Consider the following 25,374-nt stretch of genomic DNA (forward strand, 5'->3'; position numbering starts at 1 on the left):
ATGCAGCCTGAACGGGCGGACACGGTTTATTCCGTGTCCGCCCGTTTTCAGGCTGAGCCTTTATTTGATATAGCAGCTTACGCTGGTCTCAAAATCAATGATCTGCCTCAGCAGGTCAAAGTTGTCCGAATAGTCAAGATACAGCTGAGGATAATAGAATTTTATGAGCCGCGAGCAGTTGAAGCAGTCGGCTCCGTATTGGTAAAAGGCCTTGTCCGCCGCCGCTTCGCAGTCCTGCTTGATTTTCCGGCTTACGCTTTCCTTGAGCCTGTCTTCGTTAAAGCTGGTGAGAATATTTGTATCGGTCAGAATGATGACGTCGATGTCGGTTTTATAAACAAGTCTGCCGTCCTTTTCAACAAGCTTGTTTTTTACGCTGCGCTTTTTGACCGTAACGCCTATTTGTTTTCCGTCCGTCTGAGTGTTGACTACCGTTTCCTTCATATGGTCGGTGAGCCAGTTCAAGCCCTTTGTTTCATCGGCGTTTATATATCCTTTTAATTGTCCTCCGCCTATCACCGCGGACTCTTCGATTGTAACCAGCTGCTCGGCGATTTGAGAGCCTTCCTCCGAACCTCCGCCTCCTGAGGACTGCGAGCCTTCCTGCTGAGAGCTGTTTTCAGCGCCTTCCGCTTCGGAGGAGCTTTCGTTTTGCGAGGAATCAGGGTTGTTTTGACTGCTTTCCTCCTGCTGACCGGAGGAATCGCCGGACTGCTCCGATTCGCCGGAGAGCGGTTGGCTGCTCTGGTCCTGAGTTGAAAGCTGTTTTACTGAAACTACAGGCAGAACTGCCGAGCTGCCCGGAGATTTCATTGAATTCATAAAGTGGAGCATATCGGAGAATACTGTTTCGCCGTTGCTGTAATACATATCTATGATCTCGGTAAAGTTTTCCGACGCTACCGCTCCTGTGGAAAGCTGTACTTCCATGATCTCCTTTGCCGTATTTTCAGCCATGACGACGGAAACGCCGAGGTAGTTGTCCTTGTTTTTTATAAAGTAGCCCAAAAGCTTATCGGGATCGTCAAGGGATACCTGAGAGCCCAGAACGATTATCTGGTTGTGTCCGATGAAAAGATATTTTCCCATTTGGCTTTCGCATTTTTCCATAGCCTCGTCGAAGCTGGCGGCAGTATTGGAGATCACAAAAATATTGGGCTTGCTGGGGTCGATCTGCGTATCCGAGCCTGCTCCGCTGGCTTTGAATACCTGGAGCGTAACGGTGATTCCCTCCTCCGACTCATCTATTCCTACGGCGTGCACAAGCGCGCGCTCGGAGATCTCAACGGCTTCCTTGTTATTAAAGGATACAAATACAAGAGTAAGCATTATCAGCCATAAAAACGCTCTTTTCATTTTGTACCTCCTGTTTTTGAACGGGTATAGCGCGTCCTGAACAGCATGACCGCCAAGGGGAGCGCTGCAACAAGGATAACAATAAGAATATTGCTGAAGGCTTTATAGCTTATGACTTCCCATTTGTCAAGCATTATCAGTATTATGTCGGCTGAGCCGCAAAAAAACGCAGGAAGGAACAGCCAGAGCTTTTTGTCCGTCTTAGGAAACAGAAATCTGAAGCAGTCGGAAATGCAGATCAGAGCGACGGACGCTTTTATCAGGGCGCACATTACCCAGAACATAAGAAAAAAGGCGTCGAAGCGTTCAAATATCCTGTTTTTTGAATATGCCGACAGAGCGAAGAACGGAAGCTTGGTATCAATTGCGAAGTCTCCGAGAATCACGGCAATAGCAATAATAATCACAGTTGAGAGAACCGCTTTTGCCGCGATATATGAGTATACGGTTTTTCCCGGCTTTGATTTAAGATACGGCAGAAGCAGTGCAAGCAGAACAAGCTCGTCGGAGCGGGAAAAGCTGCTGAGTATTCCGTCCGCAAGCATTTCTCCTCTGTTTTCAGCCGCAAGGTTCAGGGCTCGGAAATCAATCACTCCCTTAAAGCCCGTAATTACCAGCAGCGTTCCCGCAACGGTTATAAAAGCGGTTACCACCGCTGTCCTGGCTCCGGACGACACACCCATAGACGCTACATAAACCGAGGCCAGTGAAAATACAAGCACCACGCTCCATTCCGAATAGGTTGAAGCAAAGCTGTATCGCAGAAAGAATGCAAAATCGCCTATCGTAATAAACAGTATGAAAATACTGAACAATAAATAGATAACCGCCGCGGCGCAGCCTGCGGTACGGCTTTTTGCAAAAGCGGTTTCAATAATTCCTTTGCCGTTTGTTTTGGCATATAATTTGATCAGAGGAATCAGAAGGACGCACTGAATACCGAGCGTCAGAAGCTTTGAACACAGCAGAAGTACCGCGTTGTCATTCTGCGGCGGTATATAGGTCATAAGGGTGTAGAACAGACAGCAGATCAATATAGATACCATCTGAACCGGTGTTATTTTTTTCATAAGAACTCCTAAGGCTGTTTAGATTATCATCGGCTCCGCTTTGCAGCTGTAAATTCAGAACAAAAAGCTTTACGGAGAAATGAATGCGCGGTTTATCGTAAAAGCTTTATTTTCCCACATATTTTTCAATAGTCGGATGATCCTTCTGCATCTGACGGTAGCTTTTCCGCGAGATAACGTCCATTATTTCTTTCCGTGAAAACGGCGATACCGGAGCGGTATACGGAATATAGAATTCGTCCATAGCGCAGATGTTGGATATTATCAGTATCGTGCATACCGCTATTCCGAGGAAGCCTGCCGCTCCTCCGGCAATTATATACAGGATACGCAGGACAGAGGTCTGCTGACTGAAGCTTGGCAGAACAAAGGAAGCCGTTGCCGTAAGACCTACTATTATAAGCAGCGGAGATGAGATAAGTCCGCTTTTTACCGCGGCGTCGCCTATAACAAGTCCGCCTACTATAGAGATCGCGCTGCCTACGGCGCTTGGAAGCCGGACGCTCGCCTCTCTCATCAGCTCCAGCAGAACCATTATGATTATCACCTCAAAATAGAGAGGATAGGGAGTTGTCTGCTCCGAAGCGTAAAGATTGAGCAGCATACGCAGCGTAAGCATTTCAGGGTGATAGTTTGTTACGGAAACGTAGATCCCGGGAAAGGCGACCGCAAAGAAAAAGGCTATATATCTTATCCAGCGCAGGAATGTTGCATAGTAGGTTTTTGAGCAGTAATCGTCGATGGTTTTGAAGTTTTCGGCAAAAAGCGAAGGGCAGATAAGCGCAAAGGGAGTTCCGTCTATAAGCACGCCGACCTTTCCTTCGTTCAGCTTTGAGCATAAAATATCCGGTCTTTCAGTCGTTCCTATACCGGAGAACAGGTTCTGGCTGTTTTTTTCCTCAAGGAACGGTTTGATATAGCCGCTGGCGATAACGGTGTCCATTTTTATGCCTTTGAGCTTTTTCCGCACTCTGTCAACGATCTTCGGCGGAGCTTTTCCTGCCATATGGACAATGCACACGTCGGTTGAGGTCTTTTCGCCTATCTGCATCATTTCAAACCTTAAAGCCGGATCTTTCATTCGTCTTCTTATAAGCGATATGTTTGTTCTTATTACCTCGGCAAACGCTTCCTGCGAACCCATTACATTGCGTTCGCTGGTCGGCTCGGATATGGATTTCTTATCGTAGCCCTGTATTCCGTAGGCTACCGCTCTGGGTATACCGTTTATAAGTATCACTGCAAAGCCGGAAAACAGCAGCTGAATGATATCTCCGTAGGAACGGATTATTTTTCTTTCGTTGGCAAGCAGGCTCTGCTTGGTGCAGAAATCAAAAATTCCCTGCGCGGGCTGCTGCCGCGGAGTTTTTAATTCCATCAGCGGTCTGAAAATAAGCTCCGCCATTGAGGTTGTGGATACCATTGCTTCTATTGTAACGACAGCGCAGTCCACTCCTCCTATATTGATCTCCATGATATTAAGATCCATCGTATTGCCTGTTACTGTTCTTAAATCTATAAGGTTTCTGGTTATATCCTCTGAGATAACGGCGTCTTTATAATTTGAATAATCTATGGTGCCGCCCATTCTTTTATACATCTCCTTTCGGTAATATCAGCGCTGAATATATTATCTGCATAACGTTTCTGAATATTCAGTCTGCTTTGAGCTAAAATAAATCATAGAGGATATTGCGTCAGTGAAATCCTGTCCTGACGAAAATATGACAGTCATGACGCGGATAACTGAAATGAAAAGCTAAGGAGGCATTAGCTTATGCTTATTGTTTTCTTTCGGGCGATCATACTTTATTTTATTATTGTCATTTCAATAAGACTGATGGGCAAGCGGCAGATAGGAGAGCTTCAGCCGTCCGAGCTGGTGATAACTATTCTTATGTCCAACATAGCTACGCTTCCTATCGAGGATATCAATATTCCTATGATAATGGGCGTCGTACCTATTTTTACGCTGGTTTGCCTGGACGTTTTTATGTCGCAGCTTTCCCTTTACTCCAGAAAGGTGAGAAAGTTTTTTTCAGGTACGCCCAAAATCATTATTTCCGACGGAGCTGTGGATCAGGAGGTAATGAAAAAGCTGAGATTTACCATAGACGATCTTATGGAGTCGCTGAGAAGCGTGGAGGTATTCGATCTTGAGGACGTTCAGCTTGCTATAGTTGAAACTACAGGAAAGATTTCGGTTTATCAGAAGCAGTCAAGTCAGCCCTGCACAAGAAAGGATATGGGAATAGAAGCTAAATGCAAAAATCCGCCTCAGCTTATAGTGACCGACGGAGAGATCGCGGACAGAGCTCTGGATTTTATAGGCGCGGACAGAGAATGGCTTATGAAAGCGCTTGAAAGGGAAAAATGCCCTCTCGAGAAAGTTTTTCTGATGACCTGCGACAGCGACAGAAAATATAAGCTTATAAGAAAAGAAAAATAAATCAGACGCGTACCCTCGTTTATAAGCAGGCAGTATAAGGGTCTGCCGAAATTGAGGAGGGCCGGGCGGAGGAATATTCTTTATGAAAAGAGTTTATATATGCATGGGGATATTTGCTTTGATCATCGGCATATCGGTATATTCACTGTGCATTTTGAAAAAAAGCAACGAGGAGCTGTATTCAAGAATTGATGAAATAATTGAATTGCACGAAGGCGGCGATACGGATAAAACAGCGGAAAAGGTAGCTCAGCTTGAGCAGTTCTGGAAAGGGTACTATGTAAGGATATCCTTTATAGCAAGGTCGTCTACCCTTGACGACATTTCCTATTCAGTCGCTAAGCTCGCGCCGCTGCTTAAAGAGGATTCGGACGAGTTTGTTTCGGAATGTAAAAGCGTCAGATACTGGGCATATCTGGTGTACAGCAACCAGCTTCCGCGCCTTTATTCGGTTTTATGACGCCGGATAAGCGTTATGCGTATACGTTTCCACGCCGCAGGCAGGGGAGCTTATACGCTTTTGTTTCGCTTTACAGCAGATATATATCAGTTCAGGAGGACGAAAACGCTGAGCTGTGTATTTGGGTGTGGACAAATAGAGCAGAATATGATATAATGAAGGAATGAGAAAAGCAAAAGAAGTAGCAGGTAGAAAATGTCCTATCTGCGGTAAATCAAAAAATCAGGTGAACGCAGGGAAAAATCGTTCGGGAACACAGAAGTGCTTTTGCAATGATTGCAAAAAATACTACACTCTCAACCCGAAAACACGAGAATATCCCGAAGAAATTCGCCAACAGGCAATCAAAACATTCTACGCAGGAGCCAGCGGACGAGGAGTCGGCAAGGTGTTTGGTTTCAGCAAGGCGAATGTCTACAATTGGATTAAAAAAAACAGTTCAAGCTCACAGTAACTTCCATTTTTTAGAATTAGATGAGTTGTATTGGTTTATTGGACAAAAGCCCAAAACAGAAACACGTGAAAACACTTATGTAATGACAATGGTAAGCAGATTGCCAAGACAAATCGTTGGATTTGATGTTGCTTTTGATAAATCACCGGAGCGTATACAAAGGGTGGTTGACAGCGGTCCTGAAGCCGAATGTTACTGTACAGACGGCTATTGGGGTTATGTTGATATTGTATATCCAGGTAAGCATATTCGTAATATTTACGACAAAAGCAACACCTTTACCGTTGAGGGAATAAATGCTGATTTGAGGCATTATATACCTCTTTTGAGGCGACGCAGCCGATGTTTTCCACGAAAGCTTGATACGCTAAAAGCTGTTTTAGAGCTATTTGTCCAAGCGTATAATGAATTTGGCATCGCTAAAATGAATTATCGCAAAAGCCGTACCTCAAATTCTCGTGAATTACCCTTTTCTGTTCTTGATTTTTTATAATCTGCTCTTTGTGTCCACACCTGTGTATTTTTATATATTGACAAAATTGCTTGTTTATAATATAATAAAAATATCAATTGGACAAAAAATATTTATTTTTGCCCGGGGAGTAAATACAGTATACATACGGAGGTAAGTTATGAGTCAGCCAAAATTTTGTGCCAAATGCGGAAATAAGCTGGACGAAAATGAAAAATTCTGCGGAAAGTGCGGAGCGTCCGCGGAAGAAAGCAAGGCGGCGGTTCAGTCTGAGCAGCCTTCCTCCGCGGCGGCGATTCCAGCGGTAAAGGATAAGAAAAAGGTTATGCTTGCTCTTATTGCCGCGGCGGCAGTAGTGGCGCTTATAGTAGTAATCATTATAATCGTCAACGTTACCAAGTATCAGAAGATCGACGCCAAGGATCTTTTCAGAATCGAGTTCAGGGGAATCAACGGCTCCGGAAAATGCACGGCGGCGCTTAACTGTCCGACCGAGGACGATTATTTGTCGGATATGCTTGACGAGCTTTATGTTGACGAAGAGAGCGGCGAGGATTACAGCGATTATTTTTCAGACGATAAGAAAACTCTGCTTGACGTCTATACCAAGGCGAAGGACAAGGGCGAGGCGGAGGATATGCGCGACGCTCTTATGAAGGTCAATAAAAAGACCGGAGAGTACGAGCTTCAGCTGGATCTGTCCGACGACGAAAACCTTACAAACGGCGATAAGATAACCTGTACGGTAGAGTATGACGAGGACGAGCTGAAGGAAGAGAAAATCAAGCTTGTCAACACAGAGTTTGAGGTAGAGGTCAAGGGGCTTAAGGAAGGCACCAAGCTGGATATGTTCGAGGACTTTAACGTAAAGTTCAGCGGAACCGACGGAAACGGCGAGGCTGAATATCCGAGCCAGTCTGAAAAATATCCGTTTATAAGCTATTATAATGTTACAGGAAGCTATGATCTTACCAACGGCGATACCTTTACCGTTGAGGCTTACATAAGCGGCAGCGTCGGAGATATTGAATATGTCGATCCTGAAGACAGCGAATCGGGAATGTATTTTACATACGAGGACGTAACATATGTTATTGACGACACGTCGGTTTCAAAGGACTTTGTAGTCGAGGGACTTACCGAGCCTGAAGAAATAGACGTTTTCGAGGGTATTGAATTTGAAACCAGCGGCGCGATCCCGAAAATTAGAATCACCGGAGTAAAAACGGATAACTGCGCTGAAATCGTAAAGGAAAACGTAAGCTTCTCGGTTGAGGATTACAGCAAGGAATACGACGCGGGCGATAAGTTTGTTATCAAGGCGTATGTTTCTTCATATCTTGAGGACGAGGGCTACAAGGCTGCAGGTACTAAGAACGCGGACGGATATTACACGAAGGAGTTTACGGTTGACGAGGCTTCTTTCAATAAATATCTGACAGACGAATCCTCCTATGAAGATTTCATGAAGCTTGACGACCTCTTTAACGAGCAGGTAAACGAGTTCAAGAGCGATTACAGCGGAAAATCGTATATATCGGGTCTGAGCAGCTTTGACGGCAAGATCAAAAGCTTTGAAAGCTTTGACGCGGACAGCGTTTATTATTCTTATATCGCAGAGAGCGATTCCCTTTTCTCGAGCGGAGATACCAGCTATGTTTACAGGGTATACAAGGTAAAGGTAAAGCTTGACGACGATGATAAGTCTACTGAAACTTTCTATGTCGCGTTTGCGGCAAATGCTCCTTACGTTACTCCCGACGGAAAGGCGGAGGTTTCAAGCAGCTATATTTCGGTTTATGCAAACGCCAAGAAATCCGACCTTGTAAAGGAAAGGATCAGAACCGAAGGAGCCGAGGTTACGGAAATAAAGAAGGATTCGTCCAGCGCGGCTGACAGCAAGGACGATTCGTCGTCGCAGGCTGAGACCTCAAGCAAGGCGGACAGCGATTCAAGTGAAATGGTTCCGTAAGAATAGAGCTTGTTATGGCTCGCTGAAATTTAATATTTTCGTATAAAATAACAGGCGGATTCGGTTTGCCTCTGCGGCAGGGCTTTTACAGCTTTGCAGAGGCGTCCGGAACCGCCTGTTTTATTCTGTGCTGAATATCCCGCGGCAAAGGGTCAATAGTTTAACTGTGGCAGCAAAAGATCAGGAGAATTTTTTCAGGAACACGTTTGGGAACAGCGGTTACTGACTGTAATTTATTTTGGAAACAGTTTTGTGAAAATCAGATAAAATTTCAGAAATTTATTGAAAATATATTGGGTATATGTTATAATAAATCCTAGAAGATATGCGGCTTGGAAAATTATCAGCTGTGTTTTTGCCAAAGCCTGAAAGGAGACGGAAATTTATGAAAACGACTTTTATAGGAGCTGCTCATGAGGTTACGGGAAGCTGTACTTATATAGAGGCCTGCGGCAAGAGGTTTCTTGTTGATTTCGGAATGGAGCAGGGCTTTGATTCCTTTGAAAACGAACAGATACCTACCTCGCCCGGGAAAATAGATTTTGTACTGCTGACTCATGCTCATATCGACCATTCGGGGCTGCTTCCGCTGCTGTATGCCGGAGGCTTTAGCGGAGGTATACACTGTACCGAGGCAAGCTGCAATCTGTGCGGCATAATGCTGAGGGATTCGGCGCATATTCAGGAATTTGAAGCGGAATGGCGCAATCGTAAGGGAAGAAGAAAGGGGCAGGAGGAGATAGAGCCGCTTTATACGATGGAGGACGCCGAGGGGGCAGCTAAGCGCTTTGTTCCTCATAAATACGGAGAGATATGCGAAATATCAGAGGGAATAAAGGTAAGATTTTCTGACGCGGGTCACCTGCTTGGTTCCGCAAGCATTGAGATATGGCTTGAGGAGAACGGAGTTTCAAGAAAGATCGTTTTTTCAGGCGATATCGGAAATACCGATCAGCCGCTTATCAGGGATCCTCAGTATCTTGACAGCGCCGATTATGTGGTTATGGAATCCACCTACGGTACCAGATATCACGACAGACCGACGGATTACGCGGCGGCTCTCGCGGAGATTATCCAGACTGCCTTTGACCGTGGAGGAAATGTGGTTATTCCCGCCTTCGCGGTTGGACGAACTCAGGAGCTGCTGTATTTCATAAGGCACATAAAGGACGAGGGGCTTGTAAAGGGGCACGGGGATTTTCCTGTGTATGTGGATTCTCCGCTGGCTATAGAGGCTACCGGCATATTCAATAAGAACAAGGATTCATGCTTTGACGAGGAGGCTATGAAGTTTGTTTCACAGGGCAAAAATCCTATAACCTTCAGCGGACTTCATCTTACTACTACCAGCGACGAATCAAGAGCGATAAACTTTGATTCTGCTCCTAAGGTTATAATTTCAGCAAGCGGAATGTGCGAGGCGGGAAGAATAAAGCACCATTTGAAGCACAATCTTTGGCGGAAGGAATGTACGGTTCTTTTTGTAGGTTATCAGGCTGCCAACACGCTGGGAAGAAGCCTTTGCGAGGGAGCGTCAAAGGTCAGGCTTTTCGGGGAGGAGATCACCGTTAAGGCTGAAATAAAGATACTTCCCGGAATAAGCGGTCATGCGGACCTTGGCGGTCTGGACAGGTGGATAAGCCATATAAAGGAGCCGGATAAGGTTTTTGTCGTTCACGGAGAGGACGCGGTTTCAGAAGCCTTTACCAGACATCTGAGAGAGGATTTCGGACTTGACGCCTACTGTCCTTACAGCGGGGCGGAGCTTGATATGGTTACGGGAGAGTTTGTAAACGCCGAGCCAAAGCTTATAGTTAAGAAGCCTAAGCCGTCCACAGCCTATCAGCGGCTTTCCGCCGCCCTTGAAAGGCTTTCGGCTGTTGTTCAGTCCAGCAAGGGTCTTACTAATAAGGAGCTTGGAAAAATGACCGATACTATCAATAATCTCTGCTCAAAGTGGGAACAGTAAATGACATTGAAGCCCTGGGCGGCATAGTATAATAGGAATACCTGTTTGTATGAACTGACGCACGCGCAGTCCTGCGGCTGGTTTCGGCTGCCGGAGTAATGTACAATTTAATCTGGATATACAGGAGAAAACAGTATGAGAAAGCTGCATTGCACATCAATAAACCGAAAGCTTGAGGAAAACAGCGCTGATTTTATAAAAAGAAGCGAGCATAACTACTGCGAGCAGATAAAAGCGGCTGCCGATTCGATAGCGGACAGCAGAAAGGAAAAGCCTATTATTCTGCTTTCAGGTCCGTCGGGCGCGGGGAAAACCACTACCGCTCTCCGGCTGGAAGAATATCTTGATAATCGGGGGATCGAAACGCATACTGTATCAATGGACGATTATTTTCTTCCTATCGATCACGATACGGCGGTCAGAGATGAAAACGGAGAGATAGATTATGAATCGCCGATGAGGCTTGATATACCGCTGCTCAACGAGCATATGCTGAAGATATCAAACTGTGAGGAGATCGAGATACCCGCTTTCGATTTTTCCAATCAGGCGAGAAAAAAAGGAAAGCCGCTTAAACGCAGACCCGGCGAGCTTGTGGTGTTTGAGGGTATTCACGCTCTTAATCCTCAGGTTACCGGCATGACGGACAGCTTTGCCAGCTGCATATATGTGAGCGTAAGAACAAGGATAGAAACTAAAACGGGAGCGCTGCTTCACCCGTCCCATATAAGGCTTATGAGAAGGATAATCAGGGATAAGTTTTTCCGCGGCAGAGCGGTTGAAAGCACTATTGAAATGTATAAAAACGTCGAACGCGGCGAAAACAGATTTATTATGCCGTTTAAAAACCGCGCGGAATATTCTGTAGACACGTTCCATCCTTATGAATTATCGGTATACAAGAAATTTCTGTACGGCGATCTGAAGGCTGAACAGGATAAATTCAGGGATTTCGACAACTATCAGCTTATGCTTGAGGTGCTTGACGAACTGGACGAAATTGATATTGACAGCGTTCCTGATGACTCGCTTGTAAGGGAGTTTATAGGAGGAAGCAGGCTTAATTATTGATTCCTTTCGGCGGCGTAATTTAAAGGCATCAGGCTTTTCAGAGGTTATATGTAAAAAATAAAACGGGCGGATTGTGTTCGCCCGTTTTGCTTATGCCGCCGGACTTTTTGATCCCGGCTTTTGTCGCGTCAGTTTTGCTGGCAGCCCCAAGGAGCCATATTCATTCTCAGGAAATAGCCCTGAGGGTGTAAACATACGGGGCAGTTTTTCGGAGCCTGAGTGCTTTCAAGAATATATCCGCAGTTAAGGCAGACCCATGTGGTCTTTTCCTCGGATTCAAAAAGCCTGCCCGATTCCATCAGGCTTTTGAAGGTATTGAAACGGTCGCCGTGGCATTTTTCAACCTTCGAGATGTTTTCAAAGTCCTGAGCTATCTTTGAGAAGCCTTCCTCTCTTGCTACCGCGGCAAAGGAAGGATATACGTCCTCATATTCCTCGTATTCGTTATGATGCGCCATTTTCAGCAGATCTTCGCATTTCTTGGAAATATCTACGGGATAGCCTCCGTCGATATGAATCGTTTCTCCTGAACATTCGGCAAGATGATTATAGAAAACCTCGGCGTGTTCCTTTTCCTGATTTGCAGTAAATTTAAACAGGTCTGCTACAACATAAAGCTGCTGCTGGCGGCACTGTCCAGCCGCGAAGGTGTAGCGGTTTCTTGCCTGGCTTTCACCGGCAAACGCCCTCATAAGATTTTCCTTTGTTTTGCTTGATTTAAATTCGACCGGCATAAAAAACATCCTTTCTGTTTCAGAGTCTGTGCTTTAAGCGTACCGCAAGGCGCGGTACTGAAAAAGACAGGCGCTTGGTTTTGATTACATTGTAAGAGTTCCGCTTTCACTTTCAAAGAGCATCAGTATCTGCTCTTCCTTGCCGGTATATGCGTTTACATATACCAGAACGTGAGAGCCGTCCTCAGACTGACATTTGAATTCGTAGCAAAGAAGCTCTTCGGTTGAATCGGACGGAATTACCGCAAGCTGACGCGAAAGAACCTCAAGCATGGGGGAAACCTTTTCCTGAGCGTCAAGAACGGAAATTCTGTTGTCGTTATAGCCGCGCTTTTCATGATTGACCAGGAAGCCTCTCGCGTCGTAGCCCAGTATCTCTCCGTTGTCCATTGCCACCGATACCTTTATAAGATCGGTATAGCAGCATATACCGTTATCGTCATAGGCGTAATTTACAGTGAGTATCCCGTTATAATCCTCGTAATAGGTCTTAGTCATCGAGTTGACGCCTAGCTCCTCAAGAAATTTGCCGGCTGCTTCAAGACCCTCCTCCTGAGAAAGAGAGCTGTCCGTAACCTGACGGCTTTTGAGGAAGTAGGAGATATATCCGCCGTTCTTTGTAACCGCGCAGGTCACGCTGCCGTTATCGTCTGAAAATACCCATGACGGCATTTTTCCGGCTTCTTCGCTGATCTGTGTAAAATCCGTTGAATTGATGTTGAGTGCAAGGGTGCACCGTTCCAGAGCCTTCTGCTGGGTCACTTCTTCCGCTTCGGCTGTCATTTTAGGCGTCTTTTCAAGAATATGATCCGAAAAGGGTCCGTCATATATAAGCGTAGGATAGGAGTCGAAGCCTTCCTCAAAGTCCTCAAAGCCTTCGGTGACAGACGGCGTTTCGGCGTCCGTTCCGGCTGACACGGTTTTGCTTGCTACGTTTGAAAGAGAAATCTCGCCGCTTGAAATGCTGTTTTCAAGCTCCCACATATCGTCGTTCAGACGCTTTGAGAAATCGTAAAGCGTGCGGAGCTTTTCATATTCATCCAGTGAAATTTCCTCGCCTTCGCTTGCTTTTTCCGCAATAGACAAAGCGTAGTTTCCGACCTGAGAAAGGAATTTATAGGTGTTTTCAAGCTGAAGCTCCTCGACCGGAAGCTGAGATAATGCGGCTTTGGCGGCTGAGGATTCTCTCCAGAGCTTCGCGGCAAGAGTTTCGTGCATATCCGCGGTTCCCGCGTAAAGCTCCTTCTGCAAAGTATTGCTGATATTGTCAGCGGCAGTCGAAAGATCCTCTACGGCTCGTAAATACGAATACTCAAGGGCTCTGGCGCTGGTATTATGCTGATTCATAAGCTGAACGTTGCGTACTGCCAAAGCGGTTACCGCGGCGGCGGCAAACGAGCAGATCCTTATTAAACCTCTTCTTGTTACTGACATAACTGCCTCCTTGAATTTTGTGTACATAAAAACGTACTTATTTTATATTTTGTACTTTTTATTGTACTTTTAAAAAGAAAATTTTCTGTACATATAATTGTACTTATATAAAATTAGTACAATAAAACGTACATATATTATCCTTGTCAGAATTATTATGCCGGAAAATTTCAATAATATACTTATTTATTTGCATTATTGTTCGGATTGTGCTATAATAAAATAGTATGACTGCGGCGTAAAGCGGTTCACAAGAACGATACGCCAAGGTTTGCAGTTATATTTCATATAGCTGTTTACAGGAAAGGAATTGAAATTTTTATGATATATTTTGACAATGCCGCTACAACCAAGCCATGCAGCGAAGCGGTCGAAGCCGTTATGAAGGGGCTTGAGCTGTTCGGAAACCCTTCGTCGCTGCACGGTATGGGAGTTGAGGCGGAATGTCTGATAAACAGGGCGAGAAGCTCAATCGCGGGATCTCTCGGAGCGGCTGATGAGGAGATATATTTTACCTCCTGCGCTACTGAGAGCAGCAATACCGCTATTTTCGGGATAGCAAGAACCATAGGCAAACGTAAAAAACGTATAGTTACCACCTCGGTAGAGCATCCGTCGGTTCAGGTCTGCTGTGACGAGCTTGAAAAACAAGGCTTTGAGATCGTAAGAGTAACGCCCGGTGAGGACGGTAAAATAAGCGCCGAGGATATAATTGCGGCTGTAAACGACAATACCTGTCTTGTAAGCTGTATGCTTGTCAACAATGAAACCGGCAGGATACTGCCCGTAGAAAAGGCATTTAGGGCGATAAAGCGAAGATTTCCCCAGACCGTCACTCACTGCGACTGCGTTCAGGGGTATCTTAAAATTCCCGTTAAGGTAAAAAAGCTTTATGCGGATATTATTTCCCTCAGCGGGCATAAAATTCACGCTCCCAAGGGCATCGGAGCGATGTACATAAAAAAAGGCGTAAGAGTTCCTGCTTTTATGTACGGCGGCGGTCAGGAAAAAGGCTTCCGCTCCGGAACGGAGTGCGTTCCGCTTATCTGCGGATTCGGAGCGGCAGCTGAAAAATACGCGGATACAATCGGGGAGAGATTTGAAAAAGCCGCTGCTCTGCGAAATTATCTGTTTGAAAAATGCGGTGAGAACGGTATTCATGTAAATTCGGATACGGAATGTTCTCCGTATATCAGCAGCATTGCCGTTGATGGCTACAAATCAGAGGTGCTGCTGCATTTTCTTGAGCAGCGCGGAATCTATGTTTCAAGCGGCTCCGCCTGTTCCAAGGGAAAGAAAAGCTCCGTTATAAGAGAGTTTGGAATTGCCGAAAAGTATCAGGACTCTACTCTGCGCGTAAGCTTCAGCGAAGAAAATACTGCCCAGGAGATCGACAGTCTTATAGAAGCGTTGAAATCCGCGCGTCAAAAGCTGTGCGGGACAAGGTAAAATATAAGAACAAACATTTTACACTATTTATAATGTATATAAGGGGAAAAGGAATAAGATTTTTGAAAGGTGAGAAAAACTGATATGAAAGAAGTTATACTGTGCAAATACGGTGAAATTGCTCTTAAAGGGCTTAACAAGAATAATTTTGAAAGCATTCTTGTGAAAAATGTAAAAAGACGTCTCAGAAATTCAGGAAGCTTTAAGTATTCAAGGGCGCAGTCTACGCTGTATATCGAGCCTCTGTCGGAGGATACAGATATAGATGAGGTAGTTGATAAGCTGTCAAAGGTATTTGGTATCGCCAAGCTGTGCAGGGCGCTGACGGTTGAAAAAAAAATGGATTCAATACTTCACGATTCAATGGATTATTTGGCGGAAGCGCTGGAGGGCGCCGCAAGCTTCAAGGTGAACGCGAAGCGCGCCGACAAGAAATTTCCGCTTAAATCTCCTGAGATATGCAGAGAGCTTGGACATGAGATACTTGAAAGATTTCCGCACCTCAAGGTAGATGTGCATGATCCTGACGTTACGGTAACAGTTGAAATACGGGAGGAACACGCTTTTATAAACGCTCTGAAGCTTGACGGAGCAGGCGGAATTCCGGTAGGCTCAAGCGGACGTGGAATGCTGCTGCTGTCGGGAGGAATTGATTCGCCGGTTGCCGGATATATGGTGGCAAAAAGGGGAGTGCAGATACAGGCGATACATTTTGAAGCTCCGCCGTACACTTCGGAGAGAGCAAGAATGAAGGTTGAAAAGCTGGCGGAGGAGATCGCGACCTACTGCGGCGATATTAATTTTTACTGCGTTCCTTTCACTGAGATACAGGAAGTGCTGCGCGACAACTGTCCCGAAGAGCTGTTTACAATACTGATGAGAAGGCTTATGATGGAGATCGCCCAGCGCTTCTGCGAGCGTGAGGACATTCAGTGCCTTATCACCGGAGAAAGCATCGGTCAGGTGGCAAGCCAGACGATGTACGCTATGGTCTGCACTGACGCTGCCTGCCGTATTCCGGTTTTCCGCCCCTGCATCGGTATGGACAAGTCTGAGATAGTTTCTGTTTCAAGAAAAATAGGCACGTTTGACACTTCAATTGAACCGTATGAGGACTGCTGCACGGTATTTACTCCTAAGCATCCGAAAACGAAGCCGGCGCTGTCCGAGGTGGAGGCCGCGCAGGCGGCTTATGACTATGAGCCGTTTATAAAAAAAGCGGTTGATAATACTGTAGTGAAATTAATCAGAAATAAAATCTGATTCAGATAGTAAAATAACAGAAGTCGGCGTAATCAAGCCGCTTTAATCTGACAAGTTATATAACTTGTCAGATTAAATTATTATCCAGTATATACTGTATATTAAAAATTTTTTGATTTAAAAATATTACTGTAAATATAAGCCAAATCATTATCTGTAAAGCTTAAAACCTTTCAAAAAACTATAGGTACATAAAAACAGACAGAAAAAACGTTCTGCTGAAGCTGGTTTTCAAAATAACCGCGTCCTGAATAACATATTATGGCAGATTGTATACTGTAACTTTTATTGTACAATTGAGAAAGGTTACGCAGCGGTTAAAAATGTAACCGAAATTCAATAAATAGTACGATAAAATGGACATATATGCGCTTCGACACAAATTGTCACATATCACGAAAACCGCGCAATTCAGGGATAATATGTTGTTTTTCGACGCCTGTAAACAAGCATAAAAGCGTGGAGTTTAATTTAAAATAAGATTTGAAGTGTTACAAACAGGTTACATGATTATCCACAAATTAACAGTGCATTATGTTAAATAAAAGGGCTGCATTAATAATCAGGCTATAATTACAGCTGTTTTTATGTGCATTATAGTAAAGAAACGGAGGTCAACCACTGTGAAATTTGCCGAAGATGACAAACTGGTTACAAAAACCCTTGACATTGTAACAAGCGATGTAGTAGAATATATGATAGCTAAAGGCATTACTCTCAGCACTGCTGAAAGCTGTACCGGAGGAATGCTCAGCCAGACGGTAACGTCAGTTTCCGGCGCGTCGAAGATATTTTTCGGAGGCGTATGCTCCTACAGCGAGGAAGTCAAAATGAAGCTTTTGGGCGTCAGCGCTAAAACGCTGGAGCGGTATACGGTCTATTCGGAACAGGTCGCTTCTCAGATGAGCGCGGGGATCATGAAACTAACCGGAAGCGATTCCGCTGTCGGTATAACCGGTATTGCCGGTCCCGGCGGAGGTACCGCGCAAAAGCCTGTCGGAACGGTTTACGTTTCGGTAAGATATAAGGATTTTGAAACGGTACGCGATTTAATGCTTTATAAAGAATATGAAGATATGGACAGAAAATTCATTCGGTTGATAACTGTGCAGAGAGCTCTTGAAATGCTGCGGGAGCTTCTGCTGAAACATGAAAGCTGAGGATTGATCATGTCTATGGCCAATGAAATCAAGAATATTTCTGAAAAGGACGATTCCAATTTTTTTGTCAGATTCGTCAAATATTTTGTACCGTGGAAGGGCGATAAGAGCGCCGAGGTAGTCAGGAAAATCGTTTTTATCTTCTCGATTTTCATCTTTGTTTTTTCTATAAACGAGCTTACTGATTTTCTCAAAAGCGACCAGGAGCAGATAGACTACGCTCAGGAGATCGTTAAGTACGAGCCGGATTTTGACGACCTGAACCTTAACGACGTAAGCGGCGACGCTGAGGACGGCGCCGATATTCCGGAAAGCTCGGATAAGGAGCGCAAGGTTCAGAGCTGGGCGAAGGATTTGCTGAAAAGAAACGACGAGGTCGTTGGGTGGATAAAGATCCCCGGCTTTGTTAATTCAAACGGCGAGGAGTACATAAATTTTCCTGTGCTTCAGCACGTTACGGATAATATCGACGAGGGAAACAATTACTACCTTAAAAGAAATCTTGACGAGGAGTATTATGATTCCGGAAGTATTTTTGCCGACTGCGTGATTCCGATAGACAAAGACGGTCAGGCGGACAATATCACGATCTACGGACATCATATGAGAAAGCTGGGAACCTCCTTTACCCATCTCGCCGAGTATAAAGACGGCGTTGACTTTCTTAAAAAATATCCTGTGATCGAGTTCAACACAATTTACGACAGCGGTGAAAAATACGTTATAATCGGCTGCTTTGTTGCAGCCGCGGAGGATAATCAGGACGATATTCCGATTTTCGATTACTGGAGATACCGTAACTTTGACGACGACGAATATTCGTTTGAAAGCTGGATAGATAATGTAAGAAAGCAGTCGTGGTACTCTTCGGACGTTGAGTGCACCGAGGACGACGATTATATTTCGCTTTCGACCTGTTCAAACGAGGTAAGCGATATGCGCTGGGTCATCGTCGCCAAGAAGATGACTGCCGACGATAATCTTGATCTTATCGTTGAGTCCTATGAGGAAAGGGACGATAAGGATATATATTTCCCGAAATGCTGGAGAAACGTATGGGGAAACAACAAAAAGTATCTGGGCTGGTCTTACTAAGCTTAACTGCATCTTAGGATGTAAATATATAAGGCTCTGCGAATCTCTCACGCTCGCAGGGGAGACGGTTCCGCGGATATGCTGAACTGTCGGAAAGGTAATGTGATACAAATGAAGCAGAAACAATCTGTAGAAGGGGTCTTGCGAAGCACGAAGCCTTCTATCAAGAAAGTAGGAACAATGCTGGGTTCCGGAGCAATGGCCGTGCTGGTTATCGGCGCTGTCAGCGTTTACGGGCTTTCGGGTAAAACCGAAATATCCGGCGGGGAAACAAAAGCTGCAGCTGAGTATAACGTTGCGGCAGTGCAGGCTGCTGACGAGGAGAGAATTCCTGCAAACACAACCGCTTCAATCGCGACTGTCAGCTGGTGGAAAGCGGGAGTCGAGGAGTATGAGTTTGTTGAAAAAGCTGTAACTACAGCTTCGTCAAAGAACAAGGAAGCTTCCAAGACCACTACAGCTAAGACGACTACGACATCGGCTGAAGCTTCTAAGTCTGAAAAAAAGACTGAGAAAGGCTCTGAGACTGAAGCGATTGAAACAAAGTCTATGTACGCGGCTGAGGCTGTCAACATGAGAAAGGGCCCTTCCAAGAGCGACGATGTTATAACCGTTCTGGCTGCCGGAACAAAGGTAAGCTGCACTGCAAAGACCGACGACGGCTGGTATAAGGTTGAGTACAACGGAACAACGGGCTACTGTATGGCGGAATACCTTACTTCAAAGGCTCCTGCCAAGACAACAACTACGGCAGCGGCTCAGACCTCTGCAGCGAAAAAGACGACTGCTGAAACTGCCGCGACCACAAAGAAAACAACGACAGAGGCTTCTTCCGACGGCTCGGATTCAGTTATAAGCTATACTGACGAAGAGTTTGAGATGATGTGCTATGTCCTTCAGGGCGAGGTCGGAGGTTGTTCGGACGCAAGCAAGATCGCTGTTGCAAACGTAATTATAAACAGAGTTAAGTCAAGCAGATTCCCTGATACTATAAAGGGCGTTCTGACAGCTCCTAATCAGTTCACAGCGATTTCCTCATACTACAACAAGACCAACACTCCGTCAAGCAGCACTAGAGAATGTGCCAAGAGAGCGCTCAGCGGAGAGGGCGCTGAGGAGTCAAAGGGCGCTACATATTATTACGCGCCTAAATATTGCTCCGGCTCAACTGCCGCATGGTTTGAAAGCCTTACGTTCTGTATGGAGCTTGAGGGTCAGAGATTTTTTAAGAATTAATTTGTAAAAAAGTGCTGAAAAAATTTAATATAGTTTGTAAGAAGCTACAAAAAGTCAGGACATAATTTCAATATGTCTTGACTTTTTCTTATTAATGATTAAAATTAAATTAGGTATTGCCATGATGATTCTGGAAAGTTGTGGTATTTTTCGGCTTTTCAGTTTTTCTGGATCGCTGTTATAAAAACGCAAGAGGTATTTTATGAATAGTAAAATCAAAAAAATGCTTACCAACGCAGGAATAATGCTTGCCTGCTTCGCTGTTATAGGAACCTTCGGGGCGGCGGCTCTTGGAGAAAAACAGGAGCAGAGAAAAACGAAGCATATTATTCCGGCAGATATCGAGGCTTCGGCAGCCGATACCGCTACCGCTTATGAAGCCGCGCAGTTCATTGATTTCAGAAAGGCTGGGATCGACGAGTACGATACGGCGGTGATTTCCAAGGTTCAGGAAGGAAAGACGCCGTCCGGCAAATCGGATAAAAAGGCGGTCAGCTTTTCTATGGAGCTTCCGTCCGATGAAACGATGATTTACGATCCTCAGCCGGAAAGGGTTTATTTCAGCGAAACAAGAAGCGTAGCGGAGGAATATTACACGGTTTATGATATAATATCCGGTTCAACGGTAACTATGAACGCTTATGAACTGCTGTGCCGCATGGTTTACAGTGAAATAGGCGCTTCATGGAAGGAGGACGCTATTAAAGCTCAGGCGGTTGCGGCTTATTCGTATCTGCGCTTTAACGACAGCTTAGGTCTTATACCGACTATCGGGCTTAAATCAGGGTATCCGTCCAAAATCGAAAGCTGCATAAGCGCCGTGGAGGGTCAGTGCGTATATTACAACGGAAATATAATCAACGCTGTGTATTCCGCGTCGTCAGCAGGCTGTTCCGCTGAAAGCGAGAATGTATGGAGCGTTTATTATCCCTATCTCAGAGCGGTAGTAAGCGCTTATGACGATCAGGACCCGAATTTCGGCTTGGAGACCGAATTTACCGAAGATGAGGTAAGGGAGATATTCGCTGAAAAGACCGGAATAAAGCTTTCCGAAGATACTGAGAACTGGTTTAAGGCGGATTCAAGATACAGCGGAAAATATATAGGAGCTATGACTATCGACGGGCACGGTTCATATTCGGCGGGAGGAAGCACAGTAAGATTTACCGGCGCCGTTGTGCAAAGGCTTTTCGGACTGAAATCAAACGCTTTCACTATAGATTATGAAAAGGGCGTTTTTAAATTCACCACCTACGGCTACGGTCACGGAGTAGGTATGTCCCAGTGGGGAGCCTGCCTTTACGCGGAAAACGGCTATACCTACGATCAGATACTAAGGCATTATTATACGGACACATACCTCGGGCTGTCAGACGTAAATCAGAAAGCGGTGGAAAGAGGGAAAATGACTCAGGAGGAGCTTGAGAAGGAAATTGAAAACTCTGAAATAAACGACGACAGCAGCTTTTCCTCAGACACGGAAACAGGCGGAATACAGACAGATGATTCGGCGCAGGCTTCGGATACCTCTGCCGACTCATCTCCGAGCGGACCGTCCTCCGCTGAATCAGACGCGGAATCGGACAGTACGGAGGAATCTGCCGCGCAAGGCGATATTAAGAATGATTCATCGTCCGCAGCGGACGATATTCAGAATTTCGATGAAAATTAATTATATTTATACACGGAGGTTTTAAGCATGGCATTTTTAAATAAGCTTGGAGAGAAGATATCATCGGGAGCGTCGGCGGTTTCTGATTCCGCCAAGAAAATGGCTGAAACAAACAAGCTTAACGCAAGGATCAATTCCGATCTTGCGGAGGTAAATAAGAAGTATATCGAAATAGGAAGAGCCGTTAAGCTGCGTCTTATGGAGGGAATAACCGACAGCGAGGTAATAAGGCTTGCCGGAGAAATAGACGCTTTGCTTGCGGAGGTAGCTCAGCTTAATGAGCAGGTAAACGTACTTAAGGGTGTAAAAAAATGCGGTAACTGCGGCGCGATGATCAACGCTGACGTTATGTTCTGCCCGTCCTGCGGATCGAAGCAGGAGGTTAAAGCTCAGCCGGAGCAGGCTGCGCCTTCTGAAGCGGCTGAAGTCACTGTACAAGAAACTCCTAAGGCTATCCAGCCTGAAACTGTACAGTCTGAGGCAGCGCCTGAGGCTATACAGCCTGAAAACATACAGTCTGAAGCAGAGCCTGAGGCGGCGCCTGCCAGTGCGGAGGCAGTGTCTGAGCCTGAGCAGCCTGCCGTTCAGCCGGTTATAGAGGAACAGCCCGCGCCTGCTTTTGTTTTCTGCACTGAATGCGGACATAAAGAAGCTGCCGGAACAAAGTTCTGTTCCGAATGCGGAAACAAGCTTGATTGATAATATAACGGCAAACTATTATAAAAACGCCGAACGGGGATTTCTTCTTTGCGGGAAATCCTCTATCTTTTGATTTGAAAGGACAATGAATAATGCCGCTGAAAATACGAAGGCTGTTAGAGGGTAAAAAAGTAATTCTGGCTTCTCAGTCGCCCCGCAGAAAGGAGCTGTTTAAGCTTATATGCCAGGACTTTGAGGTTTGTCCGGCTTTAGGCGAGGAGAAGATTCCCGACGGAATTCAGCCTGAATATGCCGCGGAGACTATTGCCGCGGAAAAGTGCAGGGAGGCGGCACAAAGGCGTCAGGCCGACGTTATTGTGGCCTGCGATACTGTCGTTCTGCTTGACGGAGAAATAATGGGCAAGCCTGCGGATCCGGCAGACGCTGCACGAATGCTCGGAAAGCTTTCCGGCAGAACCCACAGAGTGATAAGCGGAACGGCTTTTATGTGCGGCGGCAGGCTTCGTTCCTTTTCGGAAATAACTGAGGTCACGTTCAGGAATTTGACTGACCAAGACATTGCCGACTATATTGAAACGGGAGAGCCTTTTGACAAGGCAGGCGCTTATGGGATACAGGGAACGGGCGCTCTGCTTGTGTCGGGAATAAGCGGAGATTATTTTAACGTTGTGGGGCTGCCGGTATCGAAGCTTGCGTCGCTGCTGGAGCGGTTTGTATGATTATCAGCGGCATTGCAAAAACGCTCGGCGGTTAATCAAACAGGTTTTTATCTACCTTGTGATCGCACTGCGGGTATATGGTAAGCTTGTTATTCCCGTCGACGGTAGCCAGGAAAATATCTGACGGCGACGAATAATTCTGCTTGTGCATTTCGGTGGAGAGCCATTTCATGTCGTTCCCGGTGTGTTTAAGGTTGTCCTCCATTACGACTCCGTCCAGAATTACGTTTACGCAAAGTCTTTCGTCCGGAGGGTTCTGCCCCAGGTCCTTCATGGTAACGGGGCTGTTGACTTTTTTGGGCAGGAACGATATTTTTCCGTTGTTTTCAAGAATGGCATAGGAGATCTGCGACAGATCAAAATAACCGGAATTTCTGGCGCGGGTAAGCAGATCGCCCGTATCAAGCTTTGCGGCTTTTATATTTTCCGGGTAGATCTTACCGTTTTCCATTAAGATAAGGGGAGTACCGGAGAAAAAGCGCCTTGCCTTTATGGATTTTATGGTTAGCATTGAAAGCGCGAAGCCTGTAAAACCGTACAGAACCATTGCGATAACGGCGGTAATCATTTCTTTTCCGGTGCTTGAAACCGCCAGCTCGGAGGCGATTGAGCCTATGGTTATTCCGTTGATGTAATCGAACAGATTAAGCTCGCTTATCTGTTTGTTGCCGAGAAGCTTTGACAGCAGAAACATTATAACTATTGAAGCGATTGTTGCAAGAACGGCTTTCAGTATAAACAAAACGGTTACTTCCTTTCCAAAATAGTTCTTTGAGTATTATGCGCTTAGGATTCGGGTTTATTCACTTATGAGCCGGGACATACATATAATAGCTTTAGGAAACTATTATAGGAAACGGAATGATTATAGTTGAACAACTGTTATGGACAGAAGCTTAATCTGCTTGCCGTATCTATTGCAAACGCATTGTCGGAGGGATTGAGCGACGATGAAATAAATCTGCTTGCCGGTCTTTTGCAGCTTGTCGGAGAAGCGCTTGCGGTCATTCCCGCGTCAAAGGCCTTGTGCGGCAGGTCTGATCAGGACGAAGGAGCGATCCTTAAATAAGGATCGTTGCCCGGAATATGCCGGGATAAAAATATTGCGGAGGAGCGCCTTACGGCGCGTAAAATGTCATGGGATTTTTTAAGAAGAAAAAAGATGAAACCTCTCACAGGGATTTAAGCAGGCTTCACGGTAAAGGGCTTTCCTATGCCGTGGAAAGAACAGGAGGCCAGGAGCTTGTTCTTGGAAGAAAGGGAGGAATTTCCGTAACGGAAGCTGAAATAATCGTGGTATGCGACGGTCATGAGGTGTTCAGGTGTAATGCCAGGGGAGCGGTAGCCGCCGAGCTTATGAGCCATAACGGCGTGGATATAAAAGGCGCAGATCCTCTCACTGGAGAAAAACGTCACATTATCGCGTATTATTCAAATCTGAAACAATAATTTGTGAATATTGTGTTACTTGAAGTCATGCTGATTCGCGTTAAGGCATGACTTTTTTGCTTTGTCAGATATGGTATTTATACTGAAAAAACGGGGAAAGATATTTTTATCTGTTTGCTTTCGGAAAACTTTTCTAGAGTAAGAGCTATAGATATTCTGTGAATAAATACAAAAGCACGCTTGATATCATTACTGCTTTTTATGTATTTCTACAAAGATTATGAAAACGAAAAGAAAATGCTCTGTAAAATTTGACAAGGAGCGTAAAATAGGCTATAATACAAGCAGAAAATTTATTTACGGAGGTTTTTATTATGACAAAATCAGAACTCGTTTCAGCAATTGCCGAAAAGGGCGGCTACACAAAGAAAGACGCTGAAAAGGCTCTTTCCGCTGTTGTTGATACAATTTCCGAAACACTTGCAAAGGGAGAAAAGGTGTCGATCGTAGGCTTCGGAACCTTTGAGGTTCGCGACAGAGCGGCAAAGGAGTCGATCAATCCGGCTACAAAGCAGCCCGTACACTGCCCTGCAAAGAAAGTTCCCGCTTTCAAGGCAGGCAAGGCTCTTAAAGAGGCTGTTGATAAGAAATAACCGCGGATTACGTCACTTTTCCGGCTTTTAGACGGCGGTTGTATTGGTCTGCCGGCGGTACGATAGTATCTTCCGCCGGAGCCTGAGGGGCTTACGCCCGTTACCGAATTGATTTGCTTTAATTTGAAAGGAGAAATTGTCATGGCTGTAAAGAAAACTGCGGAGGCAGCAAAGGAAGCTGTAAAAACTGAGGCTAAGGCTGTTAAGAGCGGCGCAGAGGCAGTTAAGAACGAAGTTAAGGCTGTTGAGAAAAAGGCCGCCGAAAAGAAAGCGCCTGCAAAGAGGGCTGCTTCTAAGGCTTCCGGCAAGGCGGCTGAAAAGAAAGAAACCGTTTATATTCAGTTTGCCGGCAAGGAGATCGACATGGATTCCGTTGTCGAGTCTGCAAAGGCTGATTTCAGGGCAAATAACAAGGGCTATGTAAGAAAGCTCGAGGTTTATGTTAAGCCTGAGGACAGCGCTGCGTACTATGTTGTAAACGGCAAGATAAGCGGCAAGGTTGATTTGTAATTTCAGTTTTGAATATGCCGGAAAGACCGACTGGGTTTTTCCGGCATATTTTTTGTTTGTCTGATTTGTTCAGAAAATATTAATTGACTTGACGCTTCAAAGGGTTCATAATATCTTTAATATAACG

General features: G+C 45.3%; 25 protein-coding genes. 19 read left to right on the forward strand and 6 right to left on the reverse strand.

Translation table 11 applies throughout. The features are described from left to right. Window positions 1-60: 60 nt before the first annotated feature. The 3 genes from EIH25_RS00915 to EIH25_RS00925 form a co-directional block, all read right to left on the reverse strand. A complete protein-coding gene (locus EIH25_RS00915) occupies window positions 61-1,356 on the reverse strand; it encodes a Ger(x)C family spore germination C-terminal domain-containing protein (RefSeq protein ID WP_124098056.1) in 1,296 nt (431 codons plus the stop codon). Then, window positions 1,353-2,426 carry a GerAB/ArcD/ProY family transporter gene (locus EIH25_RS00920; protein WP_124098057.1) on the reverse strand — a complete coding sequence of 358 codons (1,074 nt, stop codon included), beginning with the start codon at window positions 2,424-2,426 and terminating at the stop codon, window positions 1,353-1,355. Before EIH25_RS00920 ends, EIH25_RS00915 begins: the two co-directional genes overlap by 4 nt. A gap of 106 nt (window positions 2,427-2,532) precedes the next feature. Next, a complete protein-coding gene (locus tag EIH25_RS00925) occupies window positions 2,533-4,014 on the reverse strand; it encodes a spore germination protein (RefSeq protein WP_164489116.1) in 1,482 nt (493 codons plus the stop codon). Window positions 4,015-4,203: 189 nt separating this feature from the next. Between EIH25_RS00925 and EIH25_RS00930 the strand changes: the two genes are divergently transcribed. From EIH25_RS00930 to EIH25_RS00960, 7 genes are all read left to right on the forward strand, one after another. Beyond that, window positions 4,204-4,875 carry a DUF421 domain-containing protein gene (locus tag EIH25_RS00930; protein ID WP_124098059.1) on the forward strand — a complete coding sequence of 224 codons (672 nt, stop codon included), beginning with the start codon at window positions 4,204-4,206 and terminating at the stop codon, window positions 4,873-4,875. An 82-nt stretch (window positions 4,876-4,957) separates the two neighbouring features. Continuing rightward, the gene (locus EIH25_RS00935; RefSeq protein WP_124098060.1) at window positions 4,958-5,335 is read left to right on the forward strand and encodes a DUF4363 family protein; all 378 of its coding nucleotides are present in this window, start codon (window positions 4,958-4,960) and stop codon (window positions 5,333-5,335) included. Between the two features lie 163 nt (window positions 5,336-5,498). Further along, window positions 5,499-5,789: a helix-turn-helix domain-containing protein gene (locus EIH25_RS00940; RefSeq protein WP_124098061.1), complete on the forward strand. Its 291-nt coding sequence runs from the start codon at window positions 5,499-5,501 to the stop codon at window positions 5,787-5,789. Continuing rightward, the gene (locus EIH25_RS00945) at window positions 5,746-6,282 is read left to right on the forward strand and encodes an IS1 family transposase (RefSeq protein ID WP_124098062.1); all 537 of its coding nucleotides are present in this window, start codon (window positions 5,746-5,748) and stop codon (window positions 6,280-6,282) included. The genes EIH25_RS00940 and EIH25_RS00945 overlap by 44 nt, the downstream gene beginning before the upstream one ends. A gap of 139 nt (window positions 6,283-6,421) precedes the next feature. Further along, window positions 6,422-8,233 (forward strand): zinc ribbon domain-containing protein, encoded by a 1,812-nt coding sequence (locus EIH25_RS00950; protein WP_124098063.1) that lies wholly within the window; start codon window positions 6,422-6,424, stop codon window positions 8,231-8,233. 385 nt (window positions 8,234-8,618) lie between these two features. Beyond that, window positions 8,619-10,202 carry an MBL fold metallo-hydrolase gene (locus EIH25_RS00955; protein ID WP_124098064.1) on the forward strand — a complete coding sequence of 528 codons (1,584 nt, stop codon included), beginning with the start codon at window positions 8,619-8,621 and terminating at the stop codon, window positions 10,200-10,202. A 135-nt stretch (window positions 10,203-10,337) separates the two neighbouring features. Further along, window positions 10,338-11,273: a nucleoside kinase gene (locus EIH25_RS00960; protein WP_124098065.1), complete on the forward strand. Its 936-nt coding sequence runs from the start codon at window positions 10,338-10,340 to the stop codon at window positions 11,271-11,273. A 128-nt stretch (window positions 11,274-11,401) separates the two neighbouring features. On the opposite strand, the gene rbr is transcribed toward EIH25_RS00960, so the two are convergent. Both rbr and ypeB read right to left on the reverse strand, forming a co-directional pair. Continuing rightward, entirely contained in the window at window positions 11,402-12,007 is a 606-nt protein-coding gene (gene rbr, locus EIH25_RS00965; RefSeq protein ID WP_124098066.1) for a rubrerythrin, read from the reverse strand. An 84-nt stretch (window positions 12,008-12,091) separates the two neighbouring features. Then, window positions 12,092-13,441, reverse strand: coding sequence for a germination protein YpeB (gene ypeB / locus EIH25_RS00970; RefSeq protein WP_124098067.1), 1,350 nt, complete (start codon window positions 13,439-13,441; stop codon window positions 12,092-12,094). Window positions 13,442-13,762: 321 nt separating this feature from the next. Between ypeB and EIH25_RS00975 the strand changes: the two genes are divergently transcribed. From EIH25_RS00975 to EIH25_RS01010, 8 genes are all read left to right on the forward strand, one after another. Beyond that, on the forward strand, window positions 13,763-14,890 hold the full coding sequence (locus EIH25_RS00975) for a cysteine desulfurase family protein (protein WP_124098068.1): 1,128 nt from the start codon (window positions 13,763-13,765) through the stop codon (window positions 14,888-14,890). 84 nt (window positions 14,891-14,974) lie between these two features. Beyond that, window positions 14,975-16,153 (forward strand): tRNA uracil 4-sulfurtransferase ThiI, encoded by a 1,179-nt coding sequence (gene thiI, locus EIH25_RS00980; RefSeq protein WP_124098069.1) that lies wholly within the window; start codon window positions 14,975-14,977, stop codon window positions 16,151-16,153. Window positions 16,154-16,776: 623 nt separating this feature from the next. Continuing rightward, a complete protein-coding gene (locus EIH25_RS00985; RefSeq protein WP_124098070.1) occupies window positions 16,777-17,313 on the forward strand; it encodes a CinA family protein in 537 nt (178 codons plus the stop codon). A 9-nt stretch (window positions 17,314-17,322) separates the two neighbouring features. Then, complete coding sequence (locus EIH25_RS00990) at window positions 17,323-18,408, forward strand: class B sortase (RefSeq protein WP_124098071.1); 1,086 nt, start codon at window positions 17,323-17,325, stop codon at window positions 18,406-18,408. A gap of 78 nt (window positions 18,409-18,486) precedes the next feature. After that, window positions 18,487-19,644 carry a cell wall hydrolase gene (locus tag EIH25_RS00995; protein ID WP_243113056.1) on the forward strand — a complete coding sequence of 386 codons (1,158 nt, stop codon included), beginning with the start codon at window positions 18,487-18,489 and terminating at the stop codon, window positions 19,642-19,644. Between the two features lie 202 nt (window positions 19,645-19,846). Further along, a complete protein-coding gene (locus EIH25_RS01000; protein WP_124098072.1) occupies window positions 19,847-21,316 on the forward strand; it encodes a SpoIID/LytB domain-containing protein in 1,470 nt (489 codons plus the stop codon). 27 nt (window positions 21,317-21,343) lie between these two features. Beyond that, on the forward strand, window positions 21,344-22,015 hold the full coding sequence (locus EIH25_RS01005) for a zinc-ribbon domain-containing protein (RefSeq protein ID WP_124098073.1): 672 nt from the start codon (window positions 21,344-21,346) through the stop codon (window positions 22,013-22,015). 92 nt (window positions 22,016-22,107) lie between these two features. Then, complete coding sequence (locus tag EIH25_RS01010) at window positions 22,108-22,695, forward strand: Maf family protein (RefSeq protein WP_124098074.1); 588 nt, start codon at window positions 22,108-22,110, stop codon at window positions 22,693-22,695. 31 nt (window positions 22,696-22,726) lie between these two features. Here EIH25_RS01010 and EIH25_RS01015 read toward each other — a convergent pair whose 3' ends face one another. Next, window positions 22,727-23,437 (reverse strand): DUF421 domain-containing protein, encoded by a 711-nt coding sequence (locus tag EIH25_RS01015; protein WP_124098075.1) that lies wholly within the window; start codon window positions 23,435-23,437, stop codon window positions 22,727-22,729. Between the two features lie 129 nt (window positions 23,438-23,566). On the opposite strand from EIH25_RS01015, the gene EIH25_RS01020 reads away from it, so the two are divergent. From EIH25_RS01020 to EIH25_RS01035, 4 genes are all read left to right on the forward strand, one after another. Beyond that, entirely contained in the window at window positions 23,567-23,764 is a 198-nt protein-coding gene (locus EIH25_RS01020) for a hypothetical protein (protein WP_124098076.1), read from the forward strand. A gap of 68 nt (window positions 23,765-23,832) precedes the next feature. After that, the gene (locus EIH25_RS01025) at window positions 23,833-24,144 is read left to right on the forward strand and encodes a hypothetical protein (RefSeq protein WP_124098077.1); all 312 of its coding nucleotides are present in this window, start codon (window positions 23,833-23,835) and stop codon (window positions 24,142-24,144) included. Window positions 24,145-24,458: 314 nt separating this feature from the next. Next, window positions 24,459-24,737, forward strand: a complete 279-nt coding sequence (locus EIH25_RS01030; protein WP_124098078.1) for an HU family DNA-binding protein — start codon at window positions 24,459-24,461, stop codon at window positions 24,735-24,737. Window positions 24,738-24,878: 141 nt separating this feature from the next. Continuing rightward, window positions 24,879-25,247 (forward strand): DUF6465 family protein, encoded by a 369-nt coding sequence (locus tag EIH25_RS01035; protein WP_124098079.1) that lies wholly within the window; start codon window positions 24,879-24,881, stop codon window positions 25,245-25,247. The last annotated feature ends 127 nt before the right edge of the window (window positions 25,248-25,374 follow it).

It is taken from the genome of Ruminococcus sp. Marseille-P6503, from assembly GCF_900604945.1.
Taxonomy (GTDB): domain Bacteria; phylum Bacillota; class Clostridia; order Oscillospirales; family Ruminococcaceae; genus FB2012.